Annotated in this window: 14 protein-coding genes; 11 read left to right on the top strand and 3 right to left on the bottom strand. The window is 64.7% G+C overall.

Features of this window, described 5'->3' with window-relative positions; all coding sequences use genetic code 11:
- Nucleotides 1-12: 12 nt before the first annotated feature.
- Nucleotides 13-1,020: a zinc-binding alcohol dehydrogenase family protein gene (locus tag ABDB81_RS17460; RefSeq protein ID WP_346812413.1), complete on the bottom strand. Its 1,008-nt coding sequence runs from the start codon at nucleotides 1,018-1,020 to the stop codon at nucleotides 13-15.
- A gap of 113 nt (nucleotides 1,021-1,133) precedes the next feature.
- Here ABDB81_RS17460 and ABDB81_RS17455 point away from each other — a divergent pair, with 113 nt between their 5' ends.
- Nucleotides 1,134-2,066, top strand: a complete 933-nt coding sequence (locus tag ABDB81_RS17455) for a LysR family transcriptional regulator (RefSeq protein ID WP_160472628.1) — start codon at nucleotides 1,134-1,136, stop codon at nucleotides 2,064-2,066.
- Between the two features lie 3 nt (nucleotides 2,067-2,069).
- Here ABDB81_RS17455 and ABDB81_RS17450 read toward each other — a convergent pair whose 3' ends face one another.
- Nucleotides 2,070-2,585, bottom strand: a complete 516-nt coding sequence (locus ABDB81_RS17450) for a hypothetical protein (RefSeq protein WP_137926076.1) — start codon at nucleotides 2,583-2,585, stop codon at nucleotides 2,070-2,072.
- Between the two features lie 268 nt (nucleotides 2,586-2,853).
- Between ABDB81_RS17450 and ABDB81_RS17445 the strand changes: the two genes are divergently transcribed.
- Complete coding sequence (locus tag ABDB81_RS17445) at nucleotides 2,854-3,528, top strand: hypothetical protein (RefSeq protein WP_137926077.1); 675 nt, start codon at nucleotides 2,854-2,856, stop codon at nucleotides 3,526-3,528.
- A gap of 121 nt (nucleotides 3,529-3,649) precedes the next feature.
- Here ABDB81_RS17445 and ABDB81_RS17440 read toward each other — a convergent pair whose 3' ends face one another.
- Nucleotides 3,650-3,838, bottom strand: a complete 189-nt coding sequence (locus tag ABDB81_RS17440; protein WP_160472631.1) for a hypothetical protein — start codon at nucleotides 3,836-3,838, stop codon at nucleotides 3,650-3,652.
- 86 nt (nucleotides 3,839-3,924) lie between these two features.
- Between ABDB81_RS17440 and ABDB81_RS17435 the strand changes: the two genes are divergently transcribed.
- The 9 genes from ABDB81_RS17435 (at nucleotide 3,925) to ABDB81_RS17395 (ending at nucleotide 13,131) form a co-directional block, all read left to right on the top strand.
- Nucleotides 3,925-6,057, top strand: a complete 2,133-nt coding sequence (locus ABDB81_RS17435; protein WP_346812411.1) for a TonB-dependent receptor — start codon at nucleotides 3,925-3,927, stop codon at nucleotides 6,055-6,057.
- A gap of 141 nt (nucleotides 6,058-6,198) precedes the next feature.
- Nucleotides 6,199-6,429, top strand: coding sequence for a hypothetical protein (locus ABDB81_RS17430; RefSeq protein ID WP_160472632.1), 231 nt, complete (start codon nucleotides 6,199-6,201; stop codon nucleotides 6,427-6,429).
- Complete coding sequence (locus ABDB81_RS17425; RefSeq protein WP_346812409.1) at nucleotides 6,426-7,367, top strand: helix-turn-helix domain-containing protein; 942 nt, start codon at nucleotides 6,426-6,428, stop codon at nucleotides 7,365-7,367. The genes ABDB81_RS17430 and ABDB81_RS17425 overlap by 4 nt, the downstream gene beginning before the upstream one ends.
- Before the next feature lie 158 nt (nucleotides 7,368-7,525).
- Nucleotides 7,526-8,500 carry a tripartite tricarboxylate transporter substrate binding protein gene (locus ABDB81_RS17420; protein ID WP_137926080.1) on the top strand — a complete coding sequence of 325 codons (975 nt, stop codon included), beginning with the start codon at nucleotides 7,526-7,528 and terminating at the stop codon, nucleotides 8,498-8,500.
- 33 nt (nucleotides 8,501-8,533) lie between these two features.
- Entirely contained in the window at nucleotides 8,534-8,851 is a 318-nt protein-coding gene (locus ABDB81_RS17415; protein ID WP_137926081.1) for an NIPSNAP family protein, read from the top strand.
- A gap of 125 nt (nucleotides 8,852-8,976) precedes the next feature.
- Nucleotides 8,977-9,678: a DUF3348 domain-containing protein gene (locus tag ABDB81_RS17410; protein ID WP_137926082.1), complete on the top strand. Its 702-nt coding sequence runs from the start codon at nucleotides 8,977-8,979 to the stop codon at nucleotides 9,676-9,678.
- Nucleotides 9,679-9,699: 21 nt separating this feature from the next.
- Nucleotides 9,700-11,868 carry a DUF802 domain-containing protein gene (locus ABDB81_RS17405; protein ID WP_346812407.1) on the top strand — a complete coding sequence of 723 codons (2,169 nt, stop codon included), beginning with the start codon at nucleotides 9,700-9,702 and terminating at the stop codon, nucleotides 11,866-11,868.
- Nucleotides 11,865-12,509, top strand: coding sequence for an OmpA family protein (locus ABDB81_RS17400; protein ID WP_346812405.1), 645 nt, complete (start codon nucleotides 11,865-11,867; stop codon nucleotides 12,507-12,509). The genes ABDB81_RS17405 and ABDB81_RS17400 overlap by 4 nt, the downstream gene beginning before the upstream one ends.
- Entirely contained in the window at nucleotides 12,502-13,131 is a 630-nt protein-coding gene (locus ABDB81_RS17395; RefSeq protein ID WP_346812403.1) for a DUF2894 domain-containing protein, read from the top strand. The genes ABDB81_RS17400 and ABDB81_RS17395 overlap by 8 nt, the downstream gene beginning before the upstream one ends.
- The last annotated feature ends 67 nt before the right edge of the window (nucleotides 13,132-13,198 follow it).

Genomic DNA, 13,198 nt, shown 5'->3' with positions numbered 1-13,198 from the left:
TGGCGCGGCGGCTCAGAAGCCTTCGAGCACGATCTTGCCGCGAGCGCGGCTGCTTTCGATCAGTGCATGGGCGCGTCGCAGGTTCTCGGCGTTGATCGTGCCGAAGTGCTCGCCGATGGTGGTGCGCAGCACGCCCTCGTCCACCAGCGCAGCCACGCGATTCAGGATCTCGTGCTGGCACACCATGTCGGGCGTCTCGAACAGCGAGCGCGTGAACATCAGTTCCCAATGCAGCGAGGCGGCCTTGCGCTTGAGCGGCACCACATCGAGCGTCTTCGGGTCATCGATCACGCCAAGCCGGCCTTGCGGCGCCAGCGCCTCGACGATCTGGGGATAGTGGTCGTCGGTATGGGTCAGGCTGGCCACGTATTCCACCTGCGGCGCGCCCATTGCACGCAGCCCTTCGAGCAATGGCCGCGTGTGGTCGATCACGTCATGCGCGCCGAGTTCGCGGATCCATGCTTCGGTCTCCGGACGCGAGGCCGTGCCGATCACGCGCAGCTTGGTCAGCTTGCGCGCAAGCTGCGTCAGGATCGATCCCACGCCACCGGCCGCACCGACGATCAGCAGCGAAGCCCCCTCGCCGCCGCCTTCCGGCACGCCGAGGCGATCGAACAACAGCTCCCAGGCGGTAAGCGATGTCAGCGGCAGCGCGGCGGCATCGGCATCCGACAGCGTCGTCGGTTTGCGTCCGGCGATCCGCTCATCGACCAGCCCATACTCGGCATAGGCTCCGGGGCGCGTGATCGAACCGGCGTAGTAGACGGTGTCGCCGGGCTGGAACAGTGTGACATCAGGACCGATGGCTTCCACGATACCCACGGCATCCCAGCCGAGGATGCGCGGGGTATCGGTGGGAGAACCGGCACGAACCTTGGTGTCCACCGGGTTCACGGAAATGGCCTGGATCTTCACGAGCAAGTCGCGCAAACCGGGCTCGGGCCGGGCAATCTCGGCTTCGTAAAGCGATTTGGGATCTGCAATGGGCAGGCCGTGCTGGCTGTAGACAATGGCTTTCATTGAAATTCTCCGGGCCGGGTAGATGGGATGCGAGGCATGGACAGCATCTTCGCCACTGCGGAGTTATTTAAAAACTGGGAGAATCGGGCAGGACTTTCTCTTCTGGCGTGAAAATGATCCGACTCGAAGACTTGCAGCTTTTCGTGCGCACCGCCGCGCTGGGCAGTTTTTCCAATGCGGCGCGCGAGGCTGATCTGCTGCCTGGGCAGGTCAGTGCAGCCATCCAGCGGCTGGAGAAGGAACTCGATATCCGGCTGTTCGCGCGCTCCACGCGCAGCCTGCGGCTGACTGCCGAGGGCGAGCAGTACCTGCCTTATGCCGATGAAGTGCTATCCACGCTGAGAGAAGGCCGCGACCGCCTGCATGGCGAGCAGAAGGCGCTGCAGGGCACGCTCAAGATCGCCGCGCCCTCTGACCTTGGCCGCAATGTCCTGTTGCCGATGCTCACGGCGTTCCGCGAGGCGCATCCTAAGCTGGTGCTGCGGTTGTCGGTCTCCGACCAGGTGACCGATGTGTTCCGCGATCCCGTGGACATCGCCATCCGCTATGGCGTGAATGAGGGCGCCACCTACGTGGCGTTGCCGCTGGCCGAGCACAACCGGCGCGTGCTGGTGGCGTCGCCCGAGTATCTGCAACGGCATGGCCGGCCTGCTGCGCTGGACGACCTGCTGATGCACCAGTGCCTGCCATTCGTGCTGGGTGGCCGCGTCTACGACCGATGGACGTTTCCGGCCGCCGGCATGCGCCGGCAGATCACGGTCAAAGGTGTGCTGCTATGCGACGACGCGGAAATTGCGCGCCGCTGGGCCATCGATGGACGGGGCGTCGCCTACAAATCGTGGATCGATGTCTGCGACGACGTGGAACAGGGCCGGCTGGAACTCCTGCTGCCGGACCAGCCCGGAGAGCCGGTACCGCTAAACCTGATCTGCCCGCACCGGCGGCAGTTTTCGCCCGCCGTGCGCTACCTGCACGCGGCGCTGCGCGAGCGGTTGCAGGCCATCAGCAACCGGCTCGCGGTGCATACGCGTTATCAAGGCGTCTGAACATTACTGACCGACCTTCTCCCAGCCCACGACCTGCCACTTGAACCGCGACGATTCGCCGATTTCCGAGGTATAGGTCATCTGCATCTTGCCGCCCTTCGCATAGATATCGAGGCGCGGCGCGTTCGGCAGGTCCAGCCACAGCGAATCGTTGTGGAACGACCACGTGCCGCACCACACGCAACGGTCCCCTGTCTGGTCTCCGGGCTGATGGAAGTTGAAACGGCCATCCGCGTCGATCTCCAGGTAGTCGAAGGCCCGATAGAAACTCAATAGCATCCGCTGCCCGGTGTACGCGGCGGCCGTCTGCTCCGGCGTGGCGGGAGCACCGAGATCGGATGGCGGACGCACCGTTGCGCCGTAGATTTTCCACTTGCCGATGAAATCGGCCTTGGCGGGCAGATACTCCGCTGCTGCGGCTGTGGCCGGATTGGCCTGCGCCGGTGCGGCATTGCCGAACGTGGCTGCCACGGCGAATGTGGCGGCAATGAGAGGAAGCGTGAAGGTCTTGATTGGCATAACGGAGGAGACGGCCTGGCGCCCGAGCGAATCGCCCCGGCCCACGGAAAGCCCCGCAGCCTAACGCTGATTCGCCAAAACCAAAGCGCCGAAGAGCCGTGATAAATATGGCGTTTTCGCCATATTGTAGCGTAGACGTGGCGCATAAAGATAACTATGATGCACACGCATGGTGCGTTGCCAGCCAATGCGTGACGCCCTGCCCGGACGGCCCGCCGTCCGCTCGTAGCAAAGGCGTCACAAGGCGCCATCACATCAGGAAGCAGCAATGAAAGCGAAGTCCCTCCGCACCCTCGCCGTGGCCGCGCTGGCCGTGGCCAGCACCGCGCACGCCGCCACCAAGCCCACGCCCGAGGCCGTCACGGACCTGTTCCTCCGAACCCTGGTTCTTTCGGACACGGCAGCCATGCAGTCGCTTAACGACTACACGCGCCCGGTGCGCAAGGCCAACAAGGCCGATGGCGACTTCATCAACATCCCGGACACGGTGCAGGCCGACAAGGACTACGCCAAGGATCTGGCGCCGGTGATGCTGGAGCAGGTGAAGCTCTCCGACAAAGACAAGGCTGCGCTCGTGCCGGCAGTGGAAAAGCTGATGCAAAGCGTGCGCGATGCGCAGAAGCGTTCGGTATGCACGGTCGGCAAGTCCGAGCCGATCACGCAAGACGTACCGAAGAACATGCTGGCCGTCAGCGTGGCGTTCGACTGCAAGGTGGTAAGCCCGCCGGAGAAGATCTCGGGTTTCCTGCAGCGCGCCTCGAAGAGCAGCTGGAACACCGCGCAATACCGCGAAGCCATCGACAAGCTGCGCGTGGGCTATGAGAACGCCCCGTTGACGCAAGCGTGGCAAGGCGCCCTGCCGCTGACCGCCGAAAAGAAGAACGGCGTGTGGCAGAACATCTTCCCGCGTGAGTCGATCGACGTCGCCGAAGTGCTGTTCTGATTTGCCAGTGGCCGCCGGGGGCCATGCGGCAACGTGCCGCGCCCCGGCGAGATCATGCGCGACACCGATCGTGCGGAACAGCCATCACCAGACACGCAAGTTTCCGGTCCTGCGCGTGGCATCACGCGGCGCATAGCTGGGATTTCGTCTCGCTGACGCAGCACCGTCCGGCATGGGACATCGTGGTGTGGCTGCTGTCGATCGTGGGCCTTGTGATGTCGGTCAGCGGTGTCGTGGTGGGCTGGCGCAGACTGCGCCGCTGAAAGACCATGCGCGGCGCGCCGCGTTCCACAGTGCGGCGTCGTGTCACATAGGCCGCCTGTCAGCGCATTCATACAATGCCTGCTCTCACATGAACGTGCCCGCACCACGCGCGGCACGCAATGCCGCAGGCCAATGATCGTTATCCGAAAAACTGCTATCGCCGCCGCCGTGGCGATGCTCGGCGTTCCCGCTTTCAGTCCCGCCTATGCTCAAGGCACGGAAGCCCCGGTGCATGAGCTGACGCCCGTCACGGTGACCGCCGCCACGGCGCCCACTGTGCAGCAGGAACCTGCCTCGGTCGGCTCCAACCTCGGTCTCACGCCGATGCAGACACCCGCCAGCGTGGATGTCATCACGCGCGAACAGATCGAGGAGCGCGGGGACGCATCGGTGGTCGATGCTGTCAGCCGCGCGCCCGGCCTGTCGAACCTCGGCCACCCGGGCAACGGCGGCTCCGCGCTCTCGGCGCGCGGCTTCACGGATGCGTCGTCGGTGATGCGCCTGTACGACGGCACGCGCCAGTACGGCGGCATCGGCGTGACCTTCCCATTCGATACCTGGTCCGTGGAACGCATTGAAGTGCTACGCGGCCCGGCCTCGGTCATCTATGGCGAAGGCGCCATCGGCGGCGTGGTCAACGTGGTGCCGAAGAAGCCTACGCGCGGCCCCATCGTGAACGAGATCCAGGCGACGGTGGGCAGCAACAACACGCAGAGGCTGGGCATCGGCAGCGGCGGCGCGATCAACGAAGAATGGTCGTACCGGCTGGACGTCAGCGGCAACCGCTCGGACGGCTGGGTCGATTTCGGCAACTCGCGCGACCTCACGCTCTCGGGCGCGCTGCAATGGGATCCCACGCCCGAGCTGAGCCTGAAACTCAGTTACGCCAAGGGATGGCAGGAACCCGAGCGGTACTTCGGCGTGCCGCTCGTCAACGGCCAGCAGGACGACAGCCTGCGTCGCAAGAACTACAACGTGGCCGACAGCCAGATCAAGTTCGACGACCAGTGGACGGAGCTCGCGGCCAAGTGGACGCCCAGCGCCAACCTCACCGTGCAGTCGCGGCTCTACTACATCGACAGCAAACGACACTGGCGCAACGCCGAGTACTACAACTACCTGCCCGCCAGCGGATTGATCGAGCGCTCCAGCTATACCGAAATCCTGCACGACCAGTGGCAGGTGGGCAACACCACCAGCGCCACGTACCGCCACGACGTGGGCGGCATGAAGAACACGATCTCGGCCGGCTTCGACGTCAACCGCGCATCGTTCCGCCACACCAACAACTCGCCCTACTCGGGCACGTCCACGGTAGACCCCTATGCGTTCGACCGCGGCACGTTCATCAACGTGGCGGGCACGGCGCCGAAGTACAACAACGAGGCCACGCAATATGCGTTCTTCGCCGAGGACCGGCTGGAGATCACGCCGAAATGGTCGGTATTGGCTGGCCTGCGCTACGACCATGCCGATATCCGGCGCCATGACCTGGTGACGAACCAGCAGGCATACGACAAGAGTTTTTCCAACGTAGGCTGGCGTGCTGGCACGGTCTACAACCTGACGAGCAACCTCGCGATCTATGCACAGTATTCGGAGGCGGCCGATCCGGTCAGCGCGCTGCTGATGCTCTCGCCGGCCAACAGCAACTTCGGGCTGGCCACGGGCCGGCAGGTCGAGGCCGGGATCAAGCAGAACTTCCTCCACAACAAGGGCGAGTGGACGTTCGCCGCGTACCACATCGTCAAGAAGAACCTGGTCACGCGCGACGTGCTGAACCCCTCGCTCAGCGTGCAGGTGGGCGAGCAGTCCACCAAGGGCATCGAGGCCACGGTGGGCGTGGAGTTCCTGCCGGGCTGGCGTGTCGATGCCAACGCGGCGCTGCTGCAGGCGCGCTATGACGACTTCACGGAATCGGTGGGCGGCACCCCCGTCTCGCGCGCGGGCAACGTGCCTACCGACGTGCCGGAACGCCTGGCCAATGTCTGGCTGACCTGGCGCTTCCTGCCGGGCTGGACGGCCGGCACCGGTATCCGCTACGTGGGCCGCCGCTTCGCGGATCGGGCCAACACGCTGGAGATGCCGGGCTACACCACCACCGACGTGCTGCTGCAATGGCGCCCCCGCCGCGACACCACGCTGTCACTGCGCGGCTTCAACATCTTCGACCGCCAGTACGCCACCACGGCGTACTACAACCCCACGCAATGGCTGCAAGGCACGGGCCGGCGCTTCGAGGTGACGGTGAACTACAAGTTCTAGGGTTTGGGCGTCCCAGCTACACGTCGGGTTGCCGCCCGGGCAAACCGGCGTTTACTATCTCTTCGCGGGTCAGATCCGGCTCCTGCCAACAACGTTGACACCTCAACCACGAGGTGATTACCCATCACAGGAAACCAGGCGATGAGAAAGGCCACCAAGAAGAAGTACCTGAAAGCACTGAACCAGAGCCTGCGCGAGGAAGCTGGCAAGGAGTTCGGCGCGACTTTCGTGTTTCATCCCGTTGGCGCCAAGCCGAAGGACGCCACCGGCGTGACGGCGAGCGGTGAGGCAGACGCGGCGATGCTGGAAGTCATGGACCGCGTCCAGGCCCGCGTGTCGGCGGCGTTCGACAAACCGTCCGCATCGGCGTGACAGCGGGGCAACGACGCCCGTCCGTCGAGCCGCTGCTTCCGGCGGGCACCAAACCCTCCAGCCCCACCGGCGAGTTTCCCACCTTCGAGACCTCCGATTTCGCGGGCGACGGATCGTTCTATTTCGATCTCGTGAAACTGGAGGATCGGGACGATATTCCGCGCGGCTTCCTGCACCGGCACAACTACTACCACCTGCTCTGGATGACCCGGGCCAGCGGTACGCACATGCTGGACTTCGCGCATTTCGATGTGCGCGACCACTCGGTCTTCTTTCTGTCGCCGGGGCAGGTCCATGCATGGATGTCGTCGGTCAAACCCTACGGCTACGTGCTGAACTTCAGCACGGACTTCTTCGCCCGAATGTTTCCGCGTGCGGACGACGTGGCCAGGTTTCCGTTCTTCCACCCCACGCGCGGCAATAGCGCCCTGTATCTCTCGCAGGCCGAGCATGACAGCATGCTGCCGCTGCTCGACGAGATGGACCGCGAGGCGCGCGATCGGCAACCCGGCTTTACCGATGTGGTGCAAGCCTGCCTGCTGATCCTGCTCACGCGTCTACGCCGGCTGATTCCCGACGACGATCACGCCACCGATATCGGTCCGCACCAGGCATTGACGCGGCGCTTCACCGTGCTGGTGGAAACGCACTACCTGCGCTTCGATACCATCGGGCAGTACGCCGAGGCGCTCAGCGTGAGCGAGCGCCAACTGAACGATGCGGTCAAGCGGACAGTAGCCCGCACGGCCAGCCAGGTGGTGCAGGAGCGCGTGGTGCTGGAAGCCAAGCGCTGGCTCAGCAATACCGAAACGGGCATCGCCGAGATTGCCTTCCGCCTGAATATCGAGGACCCCGCCTATTTCGCCCGCTTCTTCAAGAAGCAGACCGGCCTGACACCGGGCGATTTCCGCAAGAAATATTGCCGCCCGCTGGAGTGATCTGGACTGACGCGCAAAAAAGTCCAATACAACGTCTGATCCGTCCTAACGCCGCTGCCACGCGATTGCGTACAGTCTGTGCTCATGGTGCAGCCGAACGCCGGGGATCACGCCCGCATCGGCATGTCATAAGAAAACCAGAGGCACAGGAGACAGACATGTTCAAAGCAACCGCCCGGTTGCGGGGCCTTGCCGTGGCCGCCGCATTGGCGATCACGACCTTCAACGCCATGGCGGACTATCCGGATCGCCCCTTGCGCATCATCGTGCCCTTCGCCGCTGGCGGCGCCACCGATGTGATCGCGCGCACCGTGGCACAGGCCATGTCCGCCCGGCTCGGCCAGTCAGTCGTGGTGGAAAACAAGGCCGGCGCCAACGGTAATATCGGCGCCGTTGCAGCTGCGCGTTCGGATGCCGATGGCTATACGCTGCTGATGGCCACGTCGAGCCACGCCATCAACGCCTCGCTCTATCAAAAGCTCAACTACAGTCTCACGAAGGACTTCGTGGGCCTGTCCAACCTGGCCTCGGTCCCGCTGCTGCTGGTGGTCAACCCCTCGGTACCGGTCAAATCCGCCAGCGAACTCGCCGCCTATGCGAAGAAGAACGCAGGCAGCGTCAACTATGCATCGGGCGGCACCGGCACCGCATCGCACCTGGCCGGCGAGCAGTTCAGCACGCTGGCGGGCGCCAAGATGACACACGTCGCCTACAAGGGCGGCTCGCAGGCGCTCAATGACGTGATGGGCGGTCAGGTCCAGGTCATGTTCGCCAACCTGCCCGAGGTGCTCTCGCAGGTGCAGGGCGGCAAGCTCAAGGCACTGGCCGTGACCGGCAACAAGCGCCACGCCGCGCTGCCGGACGTACCAGCCTTCTCGGAGACGCCGTTCCCCAACATGACCGCGCGCTCGTGGTTCGGCCTGTTCGCACCGGCTGGCACGCCACCGGCGGCCGTGGAGAAACTCTCCCACGCCATCGTCCAGAGCGTGGCGGACCCCGCCGTCAAGGATCGACTCAAAGGTCTTGGCGCCGACCCCGTGGGCGACGACCAGGCAGCATTCCAGAAGTACGTGAACCAGGAAGTGACGCGCTGGGCCGTGCTTGTCAAACAGTCCGGCGCCACCGTCGACTGAATTTACTGAATGACTTTTAATCCGAGGTAACCCATGCTGTTCGACGTCCGCACCTACACCTGCCATCCCGGCACGATCAAGAAACACCTGGCGCTGTACGCCGAACATGGGTTCGCGGTCCAGAGCCAGCACCTTGGCAAGCCGCTGGCTTACCTGCAGACCGAGACCGGCAACGTCAACAGCTACATGCATATCTGGGTCTATGACAGCGCCGCCGATCGCGAAGCCAAGCGCCAGGCGCTGCAGAAGGACCCGGCCTGGGCAACTTACCTGAAGATGAGCGCCGAAGCGGGCTACCTGATCAGCCAGGAGAACAAGTTGATGACGCCGGTGTCGTTCTTCCAGCCGTAAATACCGGCATTCACCCGCATCACCCGTAGTCCTGAAGGGGAGAGCATCGCGCTCTCCCCTTTTTTCATTGCTGTGCCCCGCGTCCGCGACCGTGTAAACTCCCCCCTTTTTTTCATCCTGCCGACATGACGCAAGTGCCACAGCGCACGGGTTTCAGCGGCCCGAAACTGCTCCGCCTGTTGGCGCGCCTGACCGACGCCGGAACCTCCGGCGCCGCGCCATCGCTGTCCGCCGTGATGAGCCGGTGGCTGGGCTGGACCGACGCCATTGCGCTGTCAACCGCCCTGTCGACCCCGCCGGGCAGCCATTCGGCCGATGTGCCGTCCCGCGCACCGGTGCGCGGAAATGCCAGCGTGAACCTGGACGCCGCCGGCACACACGTGCGCAACATGCTGACCGTGGCGATTACCGGACAAGGCGCCTCGTCAGACAGCCGTCGCCGCATGCCGGCGCGTCAGATTGCGCCCGATCCGGTCGACGTGGATTTCGCCGTCCATCGCCAGCGCTACGTCACGCTGCAAATGCAGATGGAGCGCGAGATTGCTGGCCTGCGCGCGCGACTGCGCACGGCGCTGGCATCGAAATCGCCGCAGGCTGCAAGGCTGGCGATGCTGGATTCGGTCATGGAACAGGTGCTCGGCGCACGCGAACAGGCCGTGCTGGCCGCCGTGCCCGGCATGTTGGAACCGCATTTCACCAGGCTGCGCGGCGCGGAAGGCGCGTGGCTGAACGTGTTTCGCACGGATATGCAGAGCGTGCTGCTGGCCGAGCTGGAAATCCGCTTCCAGCCCGTGGATGCGTTGCTCGCTGCCCTGCGCGAAAACTGATCGACTGACGATTGGAAAGATATGAACAGACACCTCACACCACTCGTCGCACCCGTAGTCTTTCTGGCCGGTCTGGCCGTCGTGGGCTGGGTCGGTTTCGGCTATGCCGGGACGAATGCGCTGGCGCTGGCCGTCACGCTGCTGATCGGCGGGTTCTACGTCGGCGGCGCGCTGGAACTGCACCGCTATCGGCAGGCCACGCCCACGCTGACCACCGCGCTGGCTGACCTTACCGCGCCACCGGCCAGCCTTGGCGCTTGGCTGGACCGCCTGCATCCGAGCCTGCGCAACGCCGTGCGCCTGCGCGTGGAGGGCGAGCGCGTGGCGCTGCCCGGGCCGTCGATGACACCGTACCTCGTGGGCCTGCTCGTGCTGCTCGGTATGCTCGGCACGTTCCTCGGCATGGTGGGCACGCTGCGCACCACCGGCGTGGCGCTGGAGAGTGCCTCCGACCTGCAGGCCATCCGCGCCTCGCTGGCGGCCCCTGTGAAGAGCCTTGGCTTTGCGTTCGGCACATCGGTGGCAGGCGTGGCCACCTCGGCCATGCTGGGCTTGCTCTCGACGCTTGCCCGCCGCGAGCGCGTGCAGGCAGCCCAGCGGCTGGATGAGCGTATCGCCACCACGCTGCGCGTGCATTCCCGCCATCACCAGAACGAGACGGTCTTCGCGCTGCTGCAACGACAGGCCGAACTGATGCCCGCACTCGTGGATCGGCTCGATACCATGGCCGTGGCGATGACCCGACAGAGCGAAGCACTCGGCGAGCGCCTGTCGGCCAGCCAGGACACCTTCCATGCGCGTACCGACCTCGCCTATGCACAGCTCGCCGATACCGTGGGGCAATCGCTGAAGGAAGGCATTGCCGACAGTGCCCGCGCGGCCAGCGCAGCGATCCAGCCAGCCGTGGACACGACGATGGCGGGCCTTGCGCGCGAAGCCACCGCACTGCGCGATACCGTGCGCGATGCGCTGCATGAATCGATTCAGGTGACGCTGATGCAAACCGTTCAGCAGCATCTCGACGGTGTCTCCAAACGTTTCGACACCACCACAACCACCGTTGCCGAGACCCTGCGCAGCGCACTGGCCGATCAGCGGCAAGCCAACACGGCGTTGACCTCCGAACTGCGCACTTCGCTCGATGGCTTTACTGAGACTTTCTCGCAGCGCTCTGCAGCACTGGTCGATGGCATCGGCACACGTCTTGATGCGGCAACCACACGTGCAGCGCAGACGTGGGACACCGCCCTGACGCGCCTCGAACAAACGGGCGAAGCACTCGCCAGCGCCAACCGCGAGGCCATGACCGAAGCCTCCACGGTCTTCGCGCAACACACGGCAGGTATCGCCGATACGGTCAGCCAGGGGCACGCGAATCTGCAATCGCAACTGGCCGCGCAGGAAACTGCACGCCAGACGGCCCTCGCCACGCGCGACGAACAACGCCTCACCGCCTGGCACGAAACGCTCGCTGCCATGGCCGCCACGATGCGCGAGCAATGGCAGCAGGCCAGCACGCAATCGGCCGATCACCAGCGCGAGATCCGCGACGCCCTCACCCAGACCGCCGCCGATATTGCCACGCACACGCAGCAGCAAGCCAGCGGCACCATTGCCGAGGTCGCGCGTCTTGCGCAGATTGCCACCGAGGCGCCGAAGGCCGCCGCCGATGTCATCGCCGAACTGCGCCAGAAACTCACTGACGGCATGGCGCGTGACAACGTCATGCTGGAGGAACGTGGTCGCCTGCTGGAGACTCTCGGCACCCTGCTCGACGCCGTGAACCACGCTTCCACCGAACAACGCACCGTTGTTGACGGACTCGTCACCACCACCGCCGACCTGCTGGAACGCGTAGGCACGCGCTTCACCGAACAGGTGGCGCAGGAGACGGGCAAGCTCGATGGCATCGCCGCGCAGGTCACCGGCAGTGCGGTAGAGGTGGCGAGCCTGGGCGAGGCATTCGGCGCAGCCGTGCAACAGTTCAGCGCATCGAACGACAAACTCGCGGAGCACCTGATCCGTATCGAAGGCGCGCTCGACAAGTCGATGGCGCGTAGCGACGAACAACTGGCCTACTACGTGGCGCAAGCGCGTGAAGTGGTGGATCTCAGCATGCTGTCGCAGAAGCAGATCCTGGAGAACCTGCAGCAGTTCTCCGCGCAGCAGGCTGGCGCGGAGGCAGCATGACGGACGATTTCGATGCCGGCGTAGAGCCGACCGTTCCGGCCTGGGCTGTGTTCGGTGACCTGATGTCGGTCATGCTGGGCGCCTTCGTCCTGGTGCTGCTGGGTGTCATCGGCGTGCAGATGGAGCTGTCAGCGCGCCTGGAAAACGAGGTCAAGCATCGACAGGAAGAACTGAAACGGCGCCAGACGCTGGAAGAGGCGCTTGCCGGACCGCTGTCGGCTGGCCGCGTCACGCTCAAGGATGGGCGTATCGGCATCAGCGGCAACGTGCTCTTTGCGCTGAACTCGGACCAGTTGCAGCCGGAAGGCCGCACCCTGCTCAAGAGCCTGGCCGAGCCGCTATCGGCCTATCTTGGCGCACGCGACGAAATCCTGATGGTGAGCGGCTTCACCGACGATCAGCAGGTGCGCGAAGGCAACCGTCGCTTTGCCGATAACCTCGAGCTGTCGGCCCAGCGCGCACTCACCGTGACCCGTGCGCTGATCGATGCAGGCGTGCCCGCTTCCTCGATCTTCTCGGCGGCATTCGGCGCGCAGCAGCCGGTGGCATCGAACGCCACCGAAGAGAGCCGCGCGAAGAATCGTCGCGTGGAAATCGCGCCGGTGCCGAGAGTGTCGGGTGATGCGAAACCCCATGCATAGCGAAGCCGCAAGCGATCACGACACCCTGCTCGACGACTGGCGCAACACCGGCGCCGATCGTTTGGACCCGGTACGTTTTCGCCTGATCGAGGCGATGGCGAGACGCGCACGCGACCACAACGGCGAAACGGGACGGCTGCTGCAATCGCGTATCGCGCAATTGGTTGCCGAGTATCGTGAAGCATTGACGCGCGCCTCGACCGAGACATCGCCAACCGAATCCCCCACGCCATCATCCCCCGCACTCGCCGACCTCGCAGCGCTCACGAGACGACTCGGTGCGCGCACGCATGCGATGGCAGTACCCGCCGCCACCGCATCGCATCGCTTGCACGCCACAGAGCCTGCACTGGCCGACTACTTCCGCGACACGTTTGCACGCGTCAGTGTAGACCGCCAGTTGCGCGAATCACAGGCCGTCGTACCGGAAAACGCAGGACCGCTGAACACGAACCAACTCGTGCATCGCGCGCTCTCGCTGATGCAGGAAGTCTCGCCCGGCTATCTGGAGCAGTTCCTGTCGTACGTGGATGCCCTGGCATGGCTGGAAGGTATGCACACGATCTCGCTCGTGCCCGAGAAGAGGACGCGTGCGAAGGCGGGCAAGGCGCCGAGCGCGTAGGAAACTGCGCGCGGAGGATGAGGCCGTGGACGGCGTTGGTGTACACATAGCGACGCGTCGCGCATAC

This window comes from Cupriavidus sp. DL-D2 (assembly GCF_039710735.1).
Taxonomy (GTDB): Bacteria; Pseudomonadota; Gammaproteobacteria; order Burkholderiales; family Burkholderiaceae; genus Cupriavidus.
Note: the sequence above shows the minus strand (reverse complement) of the source record. Positions and strands in the feature narration are given on the sequence as shown.

What these genes read in the sequence shown, in the direction of transcription:
- ABDB81_RS17460 (WP_346812413.1), bottom strand. Translation starts at nt 1,020, where the DNA reads ATGAAAGCCATTGTCTACAGCCAGCACGGCCTGCCCATTGCAGATCCC.
- ABDB81_RS17455 (WP_160472628.1), top strand. Translation starts at nt 1,134, where the DNA reads ATGATCCGACTCGAAGACTTGCAGCTTTTCGTGCGCACCGCCGCGCTG.
- ABDB81_RS17450 (WP_137926076.1), bottom strand. Translation starts at nt 2,585, where the DNA reads ATGCCAATCAAGACCTTCACGCTTCCTCTCATTGCCGCCACATTCGCC.
- ABDB81_RS17445 (WP_137926077.1), top strand. Translation starts at nt 2,854, where the DNA reads ATGAAAGCGAAGTCCCTCCGCACCCTCGCCGTGGCCGCGCTGGCCGTG.
- ABDB81_RS17435 (WP_346812411.1), top strand. Translation starts at nt 3,925, where the DNA reads ATGATCGTTATCCGAAAAACTGCTATCGCCGCCGCCGTGGCGATGCTC.
- ABDB81_RS17430 (WP_160472632.1), top strand. Translation starts at nt 6,199, where the DNA reads ATGAGAAAGGCCACCAAGAAGAAGTACCTGAAAGCACTGAACCAGAGC.
- ABDB81_RS17420 (WP_137926080.1), top strand. Translation starts at nt 7,526, where the DNA reads ATGTTCAAAGCAACCGCCCGGTTGCGGGGCCTTGCCGTGGCCGCCGCA.
- ABDB81_RS17415 (WP_137926081.1), top strand. Translation starts at nt 8,534, where the DNA reads ATGCTGTTCGACGTCCGCACCTACACCTGCCATCCCGGCACGATCAAG.
- ABDB81_RS17410 (WP_137926082.1), top strand. Translation starts at nt 8,977, where the DNA reads ATGACGCAAGTGCCACAGCGCACGGGTTTCAGCGGCCCGAAACTGCTC.
- ABDB81_RS17405 (WP_346812407.1), top strand. Translation starts at nt 9,700, where the DNA reads ATGAACAGACACCTCACACCACTCGTCGCACCCGTAGTCTTTCTGGCC.
- ABDB81_RS17400 (WP_346812405.1), top strand. Translation starts at nt 11,865, where the DNA reads ATGACGGACGATTTCGATGCCGGCGTAGAGCCGACCGTTCCGGCCTGG.
- ABDB81_RS17395 (WP_346812403.1), top strand. Translation starts at nt 12,502, where the DNA reads ATGCATAGCGAAGCCGCAAGCGATCACGACACCCTGCTCGACGACTGG.